The organism is Mesorhizobium sp. ORM8.1, assembly GCF_053005525.2.
In genome coordinates this window covers 2,199,842-2,214,417 of sequence record NZ_CM132600.1, presented here as the reverse complement: position 1 = coordinate 2,214,417, position 14,576 = coordinate 2,199,842, and the positions used below count along the sequence as shown (strand labels likewise).

Annotated in this window: 9 protein-coding genes and 3 pseudogenes; 11 read left to right on the top strand and 1 reads right to left on the bottom strand. The window is 62.8% G+C overall.

The features are described 5' to 3' along the window. Window positions 1–33: 33 nt before the first annotated feature. Entirely contained in the window at window positions 34–1,515 is a 1,482-nt protein-coding gene (locus tag ACVDG8_RS11425) for an ABC transporter substrate-binding protein (protein ID WP_447254808.1), read from the bottom strand. Between the two features lie 182 nt (window positions 1,516–1,697). Between ACVDG8_RS11425 and ACVDG8_RS11420 the strand changes: the two genes are divergently transcribed. The 11 genes and pseudogenes from ACVDG8_RS11420 to nirB all read left to right on the top strand — a co-directional run bounded on the left by ACVDG8_RS11420 (window position 1,698) and on the right by nirB (window position 14,524). Continuing rightward, on the top strand, window positions 1,698–2,408 hold the full coding sequence (locus ACVDG8_RS11420; protein ID WP_447254807.1) for a GntR family transcriptional regulator: 711 nt from the start codon (window positions 1,698–1,700) through the stop codon (window positions 2,406–2,408). A gap of 48 nt (window positions 2,409–2,456) precedes the next feature. Next, complete coding sequence (locus ACVDG8_RS11415; protein ID WP_455707691.1) at window positions 2,457–3,623, top strand: mandelate racemase/muconate lactonizing enzyme family protein; 1,167 nt, start codon at window positions 2,457–2,459, stop codon at window positions 3,621–3,623. 44 nt (window positions 3,624–3,667) lie between these two features. Continuing rightward, complete coding sequence (locus tag ACVDG8_RS11410) at window positions 3,668–5,026, top strand: mandelate racemase/muconate lactonizing enzyme family protein (RefSeq protein ID WP_447254806.1); 1,359 nt, start codon at window positions 3,668–3,670, stop codon at window positions 5,024–5,026. A gap of 46 nt (window positions 5,027–5,072) precedes the next feature. Beyond that, entirely contained in the window at window positions 5,073–5,399 is a 327-nt protein-coding gene (locus ACVDG8_RS11405) for an NIPSNAP family protein (RefSeq protein WP_447254805.1), read from the top strand. Window positions 5,400–5,407: 8 nt separating this feature from the next. Next, window positions 5,408–6,606 (top strand): annotated as a pseudogene (locus ACVDG8_RS11400) (mandelate racemase/muconate lactonizing enzyme family protein). 190 nt (window positions 6,607–6,796) lie between these two features. Next, on the top strand, window positions 6,797–7,399 hold the full coding sequence (locus tag ACVDG8_RS11395) for an ANTAR domain-containing response regulator (protein ID WP_447254803.1): 603 nt from the start codon (window positions 6,797–6,799) through the stop codon (window positions 7,397–7,399). Then, window positions 7,396–8,633, top strand: a pseudogene (locus ACVDG8_RS11390) (CmpA/NrtA family ABC transporter substrate-binding protein). The gene ACVDG8_RS11395 and the pseudogene ACVDG8_RS11390 overlap by 4 nt, the downstream one beginning before the upstream one ends. 355 nt (window positions 8,634–8,988) lie before the next feature. Then, window positions 8,989–10,305 carry a CmpA/NrtA family ABC transporter substrate-binding protein gene (locus ACVDG8_RS11385; protein ID WP_447257307.1) on the top strand — a complete coding sequence of 439 codons (1,317 nt, stop codon included), beginning with the start codon at window positions 8,989–8,991 and terminating at the stop codon, window positions 10,303–10,305. A 61-nt stretch (window positions 10,306–10,366) separates the two neighbouring features. Beyond that, on the top strand, window positions 10,367–11,263 hold the full coding sequence (gene ntrB / locus ACVDG8_RS11380) for a nitrate ABC transporter permease (protein WP_447254801.1): 897 nt from the start codon (window positions 10,367–10,369) through the stop codon (window positions 11,261–11,263). A 10-nt stretch (window positions 11,264–11,273) separates the two neighbouring features. Further along, window positions 11,274–12,071 (top strand): ABC transporter ATP-binding protein, encoded by a 798-nt coding sequence (locus tag ACVDG8_RS11375; RefSeq protein WP_447254800.1) that lies wholly within the window; start codon window positions 11,274–11,276, stop codon window positions 12,069–12,071. A gap of 4 nt (window positions 12,072–12,075) precedes the next feature. Beyond that, a pseudogene (nirB, locus tag ACVDG8_RS11370) lies at window positions 12,076–14,524 on the top strand (nitrite reductase large subunit NirB). Window positions 14,525–14,576 lie beyond the last annotated feature (52 nt).

The following is a 14,576-nucleotide window of genomic DNA, read 5'->3' as shown; positions in this document are numbered from 1 at the left end:
GCGCAACCGGTAAGATCGCAGGTCAGGTCGCGACTAGAGCCCGCCGCCCATCAGGTCTTTCACCTTCTTGGCCGCGTCGTCCGCTGACTGATCGACGGTCATTGCCCCGGTAAGGGCATTCTGGAGCATGTCCGGTATGATGATGTTCATAATCTCGGGGGACTGCGGCAGCGCCGGGAACGGGATGCCGTATGGCAGCATCGAAGTGGTGACATCGAGGAACTTGATGCTGTCCAAACGTTCCTTCATCCATTTGGTCTTGAAGCCATTGAGATTGCCCGGGTTCGAGCCGGCATAGGCCATCTTCAGCGACCATTCCGGGCTGGTCCACATGCAGATCAAGGCCTTTGCGGCCGGCTCGTCTACTTTGCCGCCGTCGACATATTCGGGCTTCAGGATGTGAATGTTGGAGCCGCCGAAGACGACTGCGCGCTTCCCGTCGGGGCCGGTCGGTATCAGGCCGTAGCGCATGTTGTCGATGACGGTCTGCGCCTTGTCCTTGTCGGTGCCCGTCGCCTTCTTCTGCAAGTCGAGCATGACATTGTAGTCGGACGGGTGCGAGATCATCATGCCGAGCTGGCCGGCAAGGAACAGCGGCTGGTTGTCGGCCTGCTGGTTGGTGAGCGCCGAAACCGGGACCGACTTGTCGCGAACATACATGTCGTAAGACGCTTGCAGCGCGGCCTTGCTCTGTGGGCTGTTGAGTTCGATATCCTTGTAGGTCGGGTTCGCCGTGGCTTCGTCGAAGACGCCGCCGCCATAGGCCCACAGCTGCGGCATGAAGCGGTACGGCGTATTGCCCGCATTCTTTCGAGCCACGAGACCGTAGCCGGCGATGCCGAGCTTGTCGTGGATCTGCTTGGAGTACTTGACCACATCGTCCCAGGTTGCCGGAGCCTTGTCCGGATCGAGGCCCGCGCGCTTGAAGATGTCGGCATTCCAGATGAAGGCCATCGTTTCGTTGTTGGTCGGAACGCCGTAGGTCACGCCATCCCAGGTCACGGCCTTCATGGCGCCGGGCCAGAAATCCTCGGTCGAATATCCCACGTCCTCGGGCTTGAGCGGTTGCAGATAGCCCTTTGAAGCGAACTCGGTGCCACCCAGGATTTGCAGGCGCACCGCCATTGGCGCGGCGTTGCCAAGCAGCGCCGTGCGGAACTTGTCCAGGAGATCGTTGTAGGTGAGGGCTTCTTCCTCAAGCTGGATGTTCGGGTAGGTCTTGCGGAAGGTTTCGAAGAAATCCTTGTAGTATTGACGCAGGAGGTCAGGGTCGCCCTCGAACACGCCCTGATACCAGAACGTCAGTCGCCCCTTGTAGTCGAGCGGGGTGACCTTGGCGCAATCGCCTGCCGTGTCAAAGTCCTGTGTTCCCGCGATTGAGCGCACATATTCCGGCGACCACTTGCTGAGGTCGACCGGCGGCGCACCCAGCGCAGATGTGGACATCAGCGATGCCGTCAAAACACCGGCGACAGTGCCGCGCAGGACCGCACTGCCGAGCGTTATCCTCGTCATAGGTATCCTCCCTGGTTCTCCGCCCTGCGACCGCGAGGATGCCTTTTCGGCACAGTGTATCCTCTCGATCACTTAGTACGTTTTCAGATCGCCGATTGCCTGTCAACGCACCGGATCGTACATTGTTTGTGAAAGCCGTGTGTGATATCGGGCAAGGTGTGTATTAATTTGGGGAGCCGGCTTTGGCCGAAACGAGCGAATTCAAAGCAGAGCCACCTGAGGGGATCGATCCTCTTGGGGCATCGAGCGAGGGCGCCTCGCTTTATGAGTTGATCAGAGACGACATCATCGAGGGGCGGCTCGCCGCCAACGAACGGCTTGTGGTCACCGATCTCGCCCGGCGTCACGGCACCTCGACCAATCCCGTGCGTGAGGCGCTGCAGCTTTTGCGCGGGGAGGGCTTCGTCACCTTCGTCGCCAACCGCGGGGCGCGCGTCCGCCCCATAGATCAGGATTTCGTCCGCGATATCTACGAGATCGGTGTTCTGATCGAGCCAGCCCTGACGCGATGGTTTGTGAGCATGGCCACCGACGAAGACATCGCCGAACTCGAACGTCTCCAAGGGTTGATCGAAGAGAACAACTTCGCCGACACCTTCAGGCACAGCGAGCTGGATACCGCCTTTCACACCGTGATGTACCAGAGGCACTACAATCGCCATGCCGCCGAACTCTGGTGGAAGCATCGCGAAGTCCTGCGAGCGGTGAGCCGGCGTTTCAACTTCACGCTTGCCCGGCGTGCGGCGATCCTTCGCGAGCACCGCGAGCTCATCGCCCATGTAAAAGCGGGAAATGCGGACGAGGCAGCCGAACTCATTGCGCGCCATGTCGAGGGCTCCGGCCGGCATGTCCTCGAACACATGCGCGCGCGTAGCGCAGCCCGGGCTGGATAACCAATCCAGGACATCGTTTGTCCAGCCATTCAGACAGAGGTAGTTGAGATGAAAATCACGAGCATTCGGCCGTGGCTGATCAAGTCCGATGCTTCATATTGGGGTGAGTATCTGTTCGTCGAAGTGACGACCGACGAGGGGGTGAGCGGCTGGGGCGAGATCACCACCACGACCAAGCTGGCCAACCGCGCGCTCTGCACGATCCTGCGGCAGATCGGCATCGCCGTGGCTGGCGAGGATCCCGCTCGTATCGAGCATCTATGGCATAAGATTTTCCGCAGCTTTACCTACATGGGAAGCCGCGGCGCCGCAGTCGAATGCGTGAGCGCCATCGATATAGCGCTCTGGGACATCAGGGGCAAAGTTCTCGGTAAGCCGATTTACGAGCTGCTGGGCGGACCGGTGCGCGATGAGATCGCACTCTACACCCATCCCAACCAGCGCAAGTTTACCAGCAAGGAGGCGGTGGTCCGCGAAATTCGAGACATCGTCGAGTCCGGACATACCGGGCTCAAGTTCGATCCGTTTCCCCACCAGGGCCGCACCGCCGATGGCTTGTCCCGCGAACAGCGCGACGGCTACCTCGATGGCAGCATGACTCGAAAAGACGAGCGCGAGGCGGCCGAGCTCACGGCTCTGATCCGCGAAACGGCAGGTCCTGATGTCGACATCCTCATCGATGCGCATGGCCGCTTCGACGTTCCGACCGCCATTCGCCTCTGCCGTAGCCTCGAGGAAGCCGGCCAGATCGACTGGTTCGAGGAGCCGTGCCCGCCCGAGAGCCTCAACGCCCTCAAGCAGGTGCGTGAGAAGGTCAGTGCCGCCATCTCATGGGGCGAGCGCGGCCACACGAAGTGGGATTTCGTGCCGGTGCTCGAGAACAAGCTCGCCGACTACATCATGCCCGACGTCACCTGGACCGGCGGCATTACCGAGCTCAAGAAGATTTCCGCCCTATGCGAAGCCTATTACATCCCGGTCTCGCCGCACGACGCGGCGGGCCCGATCAACGTGGTTGCGGGAGCGCAGGTGATGATGACCGTTCCCAACTTCTACAAGCTCGAAACGTCGGAGTGGAACCTGGGCAAATATGATCACCTCATCGACAGACCGCTCGACGTTTCAAACGGCAGCCTCAAGCTGACGTCCAAGCCAGGTCTCGGGGTTGAGATGAATCGCGACTACCTGCAGGCCCACGAGATCGAGCTGGGCTAGCAGCGCCCAGCGACAAGCCCCGCCGATCAGAACGAGGACAAGTCATGCCAAAGACGGGTGGAGCCGGAGAGGCTCTCAATCGGGTCAACACCAACTCCATACCATCCGATCTCCGCATCACCGACATGCGGGTGGCCGAAATCGTTGGCGCACCGTTCACATCGGCGCTGCTCAAGATCTACACAAACCAGGGCATCGTGGGTCTTGGCGAGGTGCGCGACGGCGCCAGCGCCACCTACGCGCTGATGCTGAAGAGCCGGTTGCTTGGCGAAAATCCTTGCGACATCGATCGCCTGTTTCGCCGCATCAAGCAGTTCGGCGGTCACGGGCGGCAAGGCGGTGGCGTCTCGGCGGTCGAGATCGCGCTCTGGGATCTCGCCGGCAAGGCCTATGGCGTCCCGATCTACCAGATGCTCGGCGGCAAGTTTCGCGATCGCTTGCGCGTCTATTGCGATACCGACGCCGAGAAGCCGAGCGGCACCGAGACCGGCAAGCGGCTCAAGGCGCGGATGGATCTCGGTTTCACCTTTTTGAAGATGGACTTGGGCTTGATGCAAATCGCCCATATCCCGGGCGCGGTGGTCGCGCCCGCTGGTGTGCTCGACGGTTTGCGCACTCATGCCAGCCGCGCCCGGGCACGCACGCTGGACGAACGCCGGGCGCGCAACGCCGCCTATGACGCGCAGAACGTGCCGCATCCCTTCACCGGCCTCCATTTCACCGAAAAGGGCATCGACCTGCTCGACCGATATATCCACGAGGTCCGCGAGGTGATCGGCTACGAGATCCCGCTCGCCATCGACCATGTCGGCCACATCTCGCTGCAGGACGGCATCCGGCTCGCCCGGCGGATCGAGAAATATGCTCCGGCCTGGCTCGAGGACGTGGTCCCCTGGCAGTATACCGAGCATTATCGCCAGCTGCAGCAGGCGACGTCGGTGCCGATCTGCACGGGTGAGGACATCTACCTCAAGGAAGGCTTCGAGCCGCTGCTCAAGGCCGGCATCTCGGTCATCCATCCGGACCTGCTTACTTCGGGTGGCATCCTCGAGACCAAGAAGATCGGCGACGCGGCGCAGGACCATGGCGTCGCCATGGCTATCCACATGGCGGAAAGCCCGATCGCCGCGATGGCCGCCGCGCATGTAGCGGTGGCGACGGAAAACTTCATGGCGCTCGAATATCACAGCGTCGAAGTGGACTGGTGGGACGACATCGTCACCGGTCTGCCCAAGCCGCTGGTCAAGGACGGCTTCATCACCGTCCCCGACAAGCCGGGCCTGGGCATCGACGACGTCGTCGACGAAGTAATCAGCCAGCACCTACAGCCCGGCGTCACCGGCATCTGGCAGCCGACCGATCACTGGGACGATGAATATTCCTGGGACCGCACCTGGAGCTGACCCTACATCTCTCCCTTTGGGGGAGAGGTGAACAGAAGGATCGACCATGATCTACGAACTTCGCATTTACGACTGCCTGCCGAGCCGGTTGCCGGCGCTGCTCAAGCGTTTCAACGACCATACCTTGGCGCTGTGGGATAAGCACGGCATTCGCCAGGCTGGGTTCTTCACCACGGTGGTCGGCGAAAGCAGCAATCGACTGACCTATTTCGTCGCCTGGGACTCCCTTGCCGAGCGCGAAGTGAAATGGAAGGCTTTCACCACCGATCCGGCGTGGCTCAAGGTCCGCGACGAGTCCGAGCGCGATGGTCCGATCCTGGCCAATATTTCCAGCCAGTTTCTCGCGCCAACCGCCTTCTCGTCGGTGAAATAGAGGACATCATGAAGATCACCGACCTGCGCTGCGCCGTCATCGGCAAACATCCGATTGTTCGCGTCGTCACCGACGAAGGCCTCTATGGCCTGGGCGAAGTCGAGTATACCAAAAGCTATCTCAAGCCCTTCGTGCTGCATTTCCGCGAGGCGTTGATCGGCGAGGATCCGACCGATGTCGAGCGGGTGATGCTGAAGATCCGCCAGCGCGGCTCGTTCAAGCCCTATGGCGCGGCGGTGAGCGCTATCGAGCACGCGCTGTGGGACATTGCCGGCAAGGCCGCAGGCGTGCCGGCCCACAAACTGCTCGGCGGCAAGGTGCGCGACAAGGTGCGCGTCTACAATGGATCGATCCGCCGGAAACGCACGGGCGACCGGCCGGAGGACTACGCCGCCGACGTCAAATGGATGATGGAGCAGCCGCAGAACTTCTTCATGGTCAAGCAGGAATCTCGTTCCATTCCAACATGAAGGACAGCATCGAGGACTTCCATTATGGCGTGACGCAGAAGAAGGCCGGTTACCACGGTGCCATGGACCAGGGCGTGATCAGCGAGCGCGGTTTCAACCACATGCTCGATTGCGTGATCGCAATGAAGGAAGTGCTGGGCGACAAGGTCAGCCTCGCGCTCGACTGCGGCCCCGGCTGGATGCTGCCCGATGCGATCAAGTTCGCTCGCGCGGTCGAGAAGTACAATTTGATGTGGCTCGAGGACATGCTGACCGGCGACTATGTGCCGTGGGTCAATCCGCAGGCCTATCGGGAGCTGACGACCTCCACCTCGACGCCGATCCACACCGGCGAGCAGATTTACCTGCGGCACAATTTCAAGGAACTGATCGAAACGCAGGCGGTACGCGTCATCGGCCCAGACCCCGCAGATATTGGTGGCATCGCCGAACTCAAATGGGTCGCCGAGCACGCCTACATGCACTCGATCCTGATGGCACCGCACGGCACCGCGAACGGTCTGCTCGGTCTCGGCGCGCTGATCAACGTCTGCGCCACCTTGCCCGCCAACTACATCGCCTTCGAGTACCCGAGCGCCTCCGACCCCTGGTGGGAGGACATCGTCATCGGCCTGCCGCCACGGATCGTGAAGGACAGCATGGTGGACCTGCTCGAAGCGCCGGGGTTGGGCCTCGATATCGACACCGAAGCGGCCGGGAAATATCTCAGGGAAGAGGATGCGGGCTTCTTCGACTGAACCTCCGTCCACATAGCTGTCCCACGCTTCCCGCTCCTCAAGCGCGTGCCACTCAAGCACCAGACGCTGGCGCACACATGACATGTCGCCATCGTGCCGGGTGGCAGTGACGTATGAATAGGGTGGTTTGATTCGGCTGACCACGCCATGCCGCATTGCACAATTTTTCTGTTTAAGCACAATGCCTGGCATGGTCCGATCCTCCCTAGCCGTCCTGGTGATCGACGAAAACCGCATCCGCGCCGCGATCATCGAGGCCGGTTTGCGCGAGGCCGGCCATGAGCGGGTCACCGTCATCCACGACGTGACCGGCATCGCGAGGCGGATCGCCGAGATCGCGCCCGACGTCATCGTCATCGATCTTGAGAACCCCAACCGCGACATGCTGGAAAACATGTTCCAGCTGTCGCGTGCCGTGAAGCGGCCGATCGCCATGTTCGTCGACCGCTCGGACCAGGCCTCGATCGAGGCAGCGGTCGATGCCGGCGTTTCCGCCTATGTCGTCGACGGCCTCAGGCAAGAGCGGGTCAAACCGATCCTGGACATGGCGGTCAGCCGCTTCAATGCCTTCTCGCGTATGGCGCGCGAACTGGAAGAGGCGCGCAGCGAACTGGAGAGCCGCAAGGTGGTCGACCGTGCCAAGGGCATCCTGATGAAGTCGCGCGGCCTGAGCGAAGAAGCGGCCTACACGCTGCTGCGCAAGACGGCGATGAACCAGAACCGCAAGATCAGCGATATCGCCCAGAGCCTGGTGACTGCCGCCAGGCTGCTGGGACCGGCGGAGGACGAATGAGCATGAGGCACCAGATCACCGCTGGCTTCATGCCACTCTTCGACAGCGCCGTGCTGGTCGCCGCAAGCGAGCTCGGCTTCGCAGCACGCGAAGGCATCGATCTCACGCTGCACCGCGAGACGTCCTGGGCCAACATCCGCGACCGCATCGCTATCGGCCACTTCGATCTGGCGCATATGCTGGGGCCCATGCCGCTCGCCTGCAATCTCGGGCTGACGCCGCTCGCCTCGGAGACCATCGTGCCGTTCTCGCTCGGGCTCGGCGGCAATTGCGTCACCATCTCCAACGCGGTCTGGGCGGGCATGGCGGCGCATGGCGCCGAACCCGATCTCGATCCGGCACGCGCCGGGGGGCACTTGGCGCATTCATCCGCGAGCGGGCGGCCGCGGGTCGCGAGCCGCTGCGTTTTGCCGTGGTGCATCCGCACTCCGGGCACAATTACGAACTGCGCTACTGGCTTGCGGCCTGCGGCATCGATCCCTCGCGCGAGATCGAGATCGTCATCGTGCCGCCGCCGTTCATGACCGACGCGCTGGCCGCAGGCCGCATCGACGGCTACTGCGTCGGCGAGCCCTGGAACAGCGCTGCGGTCGCCGCCGGCACCGGCCATATCGTCACGGTCAAGGCGCAGATATGGCGCAACAGCCCCGAGAAGGTGGTCGGCGTCCGCAAGGCCTGGGCGGACGAGAATCCCGAGGCTCTGGCCGCACTGCTGCGCGCGCTGCATCATTCCGCGCGCTGGTGCCAGGATCCGGCCAACCACGCCGAATTGGCCGCAGTGATGGCGCAACCCGGTTTCCTCGGCCTGCCGCCGGCGGTGCAGATGCCGATCCTGACCGGCCATCTCCAATTGGGCGGTGGGGCGGCGCTGGATATCGGCGACTTCTTCCTGCCCTTCGACAAGGCGGCGAATTTTCCGTGGAGGAGCCATGCGCTATGGTTCTACACGCAAATGGTGCGTTGGGGGCATGTGGCGCACAAGCCTGACAATCTGGCCATCGCCCGGGATTGCTACCGGCCCGACCTCTACCGCTCGGCGCTGAAGCCGCTGGGCGTGGCACTTCCCGGTGCCAATTCGAAGGTCGAGGGCGCGCTCAAGGTCGCAACCGCGGTCGGTGCGACCGGGGCGGGTCTGGTGCTCGGGCCGGACGGCTTCTTCGACGGCCAGATCTTCGACCCGGACGAGATCGACGCCTACATCGCTCGCCAGAAATCGACCCGCGCAGAGGCCTGATCATCTCTGCGCCATTCTTGTGCATTGCACAAATATTGTGCGAAGGGTTGCTCTAATGAGCACCCCTTCGCCGGCCAGCCATTTCGCCTGGTATGCCGTTCACGAGCGCTAATCGCTGATTTCATTGATATTTTTCCTTCCTCCCCAAAACTGGCACGGTTCCTGCTTTGAAATAAACAGGCCCTTCGTGGGTCACGAAACCGGCGTCCAATGACGGGCGCCACAGGCAAAGCTGCCGCTCAGGTCAAGACGCGATCCGGATTTCCGGACGCGAAGACCTGGCCGGCGGCTTTTTTGTTTTGGGTCAATCGACGGCGCGGATCGCGTTCAACCGGAGACGACGATGAAGAAGACGATGAAGAAATGGATCGGGACGGGAACATCTCTCAAGGATGTGACACGTCGCGATTTTCTGGTCAGCAGCGCGATGACGGCCGGCCTGTTCGTGGCGGCCCGCAAGCTCTTCCCGTCCGGCGCCTATGCTGCCACTTCCGCGCCGGAAGTCACCGGCGCCAAGCTCGGCTTTATCGCGCTGACCGATGCCGCACCGCTAATGGTCGCCAAGGAGAAGGGGCTGTTCGCCAAGTTCGGCATGCCCGATGTCGAGGTGCTCAAGCAGGCTTCCTGGGGCGCGACGCGTGACAATCTGATGCTCGGCGGCGCCGCCAACGGCATCGACGGCGCCCACATCCTGACGCCGCTGCCCTATCTCATGCATACCGGCAAGGTGACGCAGAACAACCAGCCTCTGCCGATGGCGATCGTGGCGCGGCTCAACTACGACTGCCAGGGCATTTCGGTGGCGCAGGAATATGCCGCCACCGGCGTCGGCCTCGATTCCTCTAAGTTGAGGGACGCCTTCGCCGCCAAGAAGGCGGCCGGCAAGGAAATCAAAGCCGCCATGACCTTCCCGGGCGGCACGCACGATCTGTGGCTGCGCTACTGGCTGGCCGCCGGCGGCATCGATCCCGACAAGGACGTCTCGACCATTGTGGTGCCGCCGCCGCAGATGGTGGCCAACATGAAGGTCGGCAACATGGACGTGTTCTGCGTCGGCGAGCCGTGGAACGAGCAGCTCGTCCACCAGGGCGTCGGCTTCACCGCCGCCACGACGGGCGAATTGTGGAAGGGCCATCCGGAAAAGGCACTCGGCCTGCGCGCCGAATTCATCGAGAAATATCCGAACGCCACCAAGGCGATCCTGATGGCCGTCATGGAGGCCCAGCAATGGTGCGAGGCCCAGGAGAACAAGGATGAGATGGCCGCCATCATCGGCAAGCGGCAATGGATGAACGTGCCCGTCGCCGACATCATCGGCCGCCTCAAGGGCGACATCAACTACGGCAATGGCCGCGTCGCCACCGGCACCGATCTGTATATGAAGTTCTGGAAGGGCGGCGTCTCCTATCCGTTCAAAAGCCACGACTCCTGGTTCATCGCCGAGAACATACGCTGGGGCAAATTCGCCCCGACCACCGAGGTCAAGGCGCTGGTCGATCAGGTCAACCGCGAGGATTTGTGGCGCGAGGCGGCCAAGGACCTCGGCGTCGCGGCGGCCGACATCCCGTCATCCTCCTCGCGCGGTGTCGAGACCTTCTTCGACGGCAAGGTCTTCGATCCGGCCAACCCGTCCGCCTATCTCGACAGCTTGAAGATCAAGACATCGGCTTGATCGGCGGCAACGGCCCTTGCGCCGCTGTCGCGAAATCCCGACCACGGAGTTTTTCCCAGACATGTCGATACAGACTATTGAGGACACCACGGTGAAGGCGTTCCCCGCGCCACCCAAACCGGCTGAGATCATCGCCTTCACCGCCAAGGCGCGGCGCCGCTTCGATCCGATGGCGATTGCCGGCAAACTGGCCAGCGCGCTGGTGCCGCCGGCCGTCGTCATCGCCCTCATGCTGATCGTTTGGCAGATCGCCTGCTCGTCGCCGACATCGAGCCTGCCGCCGCCGAGCCAGGTATGGAACGAAGCTTACGACCTGATCGCGCATCCGTTCTTCAACAACGGCCCGCAGGACATCGGGCTGGCCTGGCGGGTGCTGATCTCGCTGCAGCGTGTTGCCATCGGCTTCGGCATGGCGGCGGTCGTCGGCGTCGCGCTTGGCGCGCTGGTCGGCCAGTCGATCTGGGCGATGCGCGGCCTCGATCCGGTGTTCCAGATCCTGCGCACCGTGCCGCCGCTCGCCTGGCTCCCGCTGTCGCTGGCGGCGTTCCGCGATTCCAGCCCGTCGGCGCTGTTCGTCATCTTCATCACCTCGATCTGGCCGATCATCATCAACACCGCCGTCGGCGTGCGCAACATCCCGCAGGACTACCGCAACGTCGCACGCATCCTGCGGCTCAACCCGTTCGAATTCTTCGTCAAGATCATGGTGCCTGCCGCCGCACCCTACATCTTCACCGGCCTGCGGATCGGCATCGGCTTGTCCTGGCTCGCCATCGTCGCCGCCGAAATGCTGACCGGCGGCGTCGGCATCGGCTTCTTCATCTGGGACGCGTGGAACTCGTCGCGGCTGCCCGACATCATCGTCGCGCTCGCCTATATCGGCGTCACCGGCTTCTGCCTCGACCGGCTGGTCGCGGCCGTCGGCGCCTTCGTCACCCGCGGCACGACGGCAAAGTGAGGACAGCGTGATGACCGCCTATCTGAAGCTCGACCACATCGACAAATCCTTTGCCCGCGGCGGCCAGGTCAGCGAGGTGCTGAAAGACATAAGGCTGACCATCGACAAGAGTGAATTCGTCTCCATCATCGGCCACTCCGGCTGCGGCAAGTCGACCTTGCTCAACCTGATCGCCGGTCTGACCAATGTCTCCGCCGGCGCCGTGCTGCTCGAAGACAAGGAGGTCGACAGCCCCGGTCCCGAACGCGCCGTGGTGTTCCAGAACCATTCGCTGCTGCCCTGGCTGACCGTCTATGAAAACATCAACCTCGCGGTCTCGAAAGTCTTTGGCCGTTCCAAGAGCAAGGCCGAGCGGCATGACTGGATCATGCGCAATCTCGACCTCGTGCAGATGGCGCATGCCAGGGACAAACGCCCGGCGGAGATTTCGGGCGGCATGAAGCAACGCGTCGGCATTGCGCGCGCTCTGGCCATGGAGCCCAAGATCCTGCTGCTCGACGAGCCGTTCGGTGCGCTCGACGCGCTGACGCGCGCGCATCTCCAGGACGCGGTGATGGATATCCATTCCAGGCTCGGCTCGACGACGATCATGATCACCCATGATGTCGACGAGGCGGTGCTGCTTTCCGACCGCATCGTCATGATGACCAACGGCCCGGCGGCGACCATCGGCGAGGTGCTTCCGGTGCCGCTGGCCCGCCCGCGCCGGCGCATCGAACTCGCCTCCGACCGCACCTTCCTGCGCTGCCGCGAAGCGGTGCTGAAATTCCTCTATGAACGCCACCGCTTCGTCGAAGCCGCGGAGTAGACCAATGAGCAAAAAACTCGTCATCATCGGCAACGGCATGGCCCCTGGGCGCATGCTGGAGCACCTTTGGAGCAGGCGCCGGGTCGCTACAGCGTCACTATTTTCAACGCCGAGCCCAGGGTCAATTACGACCGCATCATGCTGTCACCGGTGCTGTCCGGCGAGAAGGCCTATGAGGAAATCATCATCCATGGCGACGGCTGGTACATCGCCAACAACATCACTCTGTATAAAGGCCACAAGATCGTCGCCATCGACCGCACGGCCAAGACCGTCACGTCGGACCACGGTGTCACCGAGCCTTACGACAAGCTCGTCATCGCCACCGGCTCGGTACCGTTCATCATCCCGGTGCCGGGTCACAACCTGCCCGGCGTGCTCACCTATCGCGATCTCGACGACGTCCAGGCGATGATGCTGGCTGCCCAGTCGCGGTCCAAGGCCGTGGTCATCGGCGGCGGCCTGCTTGGGCTCGAAGCCGCGGCCGGCCTGAACGCGCAAGGCATGGACGTCACCGTCCTGCACGTCATGCCGACGCTGATGGAACGCCAGCTCGACCCCGCCGCCGGCTACCTCCTGCAGCGCGCGGTGGAAGAACGCGGCATCAAGGTCATCACCAAGGCCAACACCCAGGCGATCACCGGCAACGGCAAGGTCGAGCAAATTGAGCTTGCCGACGGCACCGTCATTCCAGCGACTTTGGTGGTGATGGCGGTCGGCATCCGGCCGAATGCGGCGCTGGCGAAAGAAGCGGGCATTGCCGTCAATCGCGGCATCGTCGTCGACGCCGGCATGCGCAGCAACGACCCCGACATCTATGCGCTCGGCGAATGCGCCGAGGTCAACGGCATGGTCTACGGGCTGGTGGCGCCGCTCTACGAGATGGCGCGTGTCGCGGCCAGCCAGCTCGCCGGCGACGAGGCAGCCGGGTTCGTCCACATGGACACGCCGACCAAGCTCAAGGTCACCGGCATCGACCTGTTCTCGCTCGGCGACTTCGCCGAGGGCGAGGACCGCCAGGAGATCGTGCTGCGCGATGCCGCGGCCGGCGTCTACAAGCGGCTGGTGCTGAAGGACGACCGCATCATCGGCACCGTGCTCTATGGCGAGACGGCCGATGGCGCCTGGTTCAACGACCTCAAGAAGAAACAGACCGACATATCGCAGATGCGCGATACGTTGATCTTCGGCCAGTCCTACCAGGGGGTGCCCCGCTGGACCCTATGGCGGCCGTTGCAGCCTTGCCGGATGATGCGGAAATCTGTGGCTGCAACGGCGTCTGCAAGGGCAAAATCACGGGCGCGATCACGGCCAAGGGGCTGACCTCGCTCGACGACGTCAGGGCCCACACCAAGGCCTCGGCCTCCTGCGGCTCCTGCACCGGACTGGTCGAGAAGCTGATGGTGCTCACCATCGGCGACAAATACAATCCGGCCGCCGTGCAACCGATGTGCGGCTGCACCACGCTCGGTCATGACGAGGTGCGCCGGCTGATCAAGGCCAAGCATTTGAAGACCATTCCAGCCGTCATGCAGGAACTGGAATGGACGACCTCCTGCGGCTGCGCCAAATGCCGGCCGGCGCTCAACTACTATCTCGTCTGCGACTGGCCGAACGACTACGCCGACGACTACCAGTCGCGCTTCATCAACGAGCGCGTCCACGCCAACATCCAGAAGGACGGCACCTATTCGGTGGTGCCACGCATGTGGGGCGGCGTCACCAATGCAGCGGAGTTGCGCGCCATCGCCGATGTCGTCGACAAGTTCGAGATCCCGATGGTCAAGGTCACCGGCGGCCAGCGCATCGACATGCTGGGCATCCGCAAGGAGGATCTGCCAGCGGTGTGGGCCGATCTCGGCCAGGCCGGCTTCGTCTCCGGCCATGCCTACGCCAAGGGTCTTCGCACGGTGAAGACCTGCGTCGGTTCGGACTGGTGCCGCTTCGGCACGCAGGATTCGACCGGCTTGGGCATCCGCATCGAGAAATTCATGTGGGGTTCGTGGACCCCGGCCAAGGTGAAAATGGCGGTGTCGGGCTGCCCGAGGAACTGCGCCGAGGCGACCTGCAAGGATGTCGGCGTCATCTGCGTCGACAGTGGCTACGAGATCCACTTCGCCGGAGCCGCCGGCCTCGACATCAAGGGCACAGAAGTCCTCGGCCTGGTCAGGACCGAGGATGAGGCGCTGGAGCATATCGTGGCGCTGACGCAGATGTACCGCGAACAGGGCCGCTATCTCGAACGCATCTACAAATGGGCCAAGCGCATCGGCATCCCCGAGATCAAGCGCCAGATCATGGACGATGGCGACAAGCGCAAGGCCTATTACGACCGCTTCGTTTTTTCGCAGAAATTCGCCCAGGTCGATCCATGGTCGGAACGCGTCTCGGGCAAGGACAAGCACGAATTCCGGCCGATGGCTTCTGTCGGGTTTGCCGAGGCGGCGGAGTAGGCGCGTGTACCCGAAAAGTGGAAACCGGTTTTCGGTCAAGAACACGCGCCAG

What these genes read in the sequence shown, in the direction of transcription:
- ACVDG8_RS11425 (WP_447254808.1), bottom strand. Translation starts at nt 1,515, where the DNA reads ATGACGAGGATAACGCTCGGCAGTGCGGTCCTGCGCGGCACTGTCGCC.
- ACVDG8_RS11415 (WP_455707691.1), top strand. Translation starts at nt 2,457, where the DNA reads ATGAAAATCACGAGCATTCGGCCGTGGCTGATCAAGTCCGATGCTTCA.
- ACVDG8_RS11410 (WP_447254806.1), top strand. Translation starts at nt 3,668, where the DNA reads ATGCCAAAGACGGGTGGAGCCGGAGAGGCTCTCAATCGGGTCAACACC.
- ACVDG8_RS11405 (WP_447254805.1), top strand. Translation starts at nt 5,073, where the DNA reads ATGATCTACGAACTTCGCATTTACGACTGCCTGCCGAGCCGGTTGCCG.
- ACVDG8_RS11395 (WP_447254803.1), top strand. Translation starts at nt 6,797, where the DNA reads ATGGTCCGATCCTCCCTAGCCGTCCTGGTGATCGACGAAAACCGCATC.
- ACVDG8_RS11385 (WP_447257307.1), top strand. Translation starts at nt 8,989, where the DNA reads ATGAAGAAATGGATCGGGACGGGAACATCTCTCAAGGATGTGACACGT.
- ntrB (WP_447254801.1), top strand. Translation starts at nt 10,367, where the DNA reads ATGTCGATACAGACTATTGAGGACACCACGGTGAAGGCGTTCCCCGCG.
- ACVDG8_RS11375 (WP_447254800.1), top strand. Translation starts at nt 11,274, where the DNA reads ATGACCGCCTATCTGAAGCTCGACCACATCGACAAATCCTTTGCCCGC.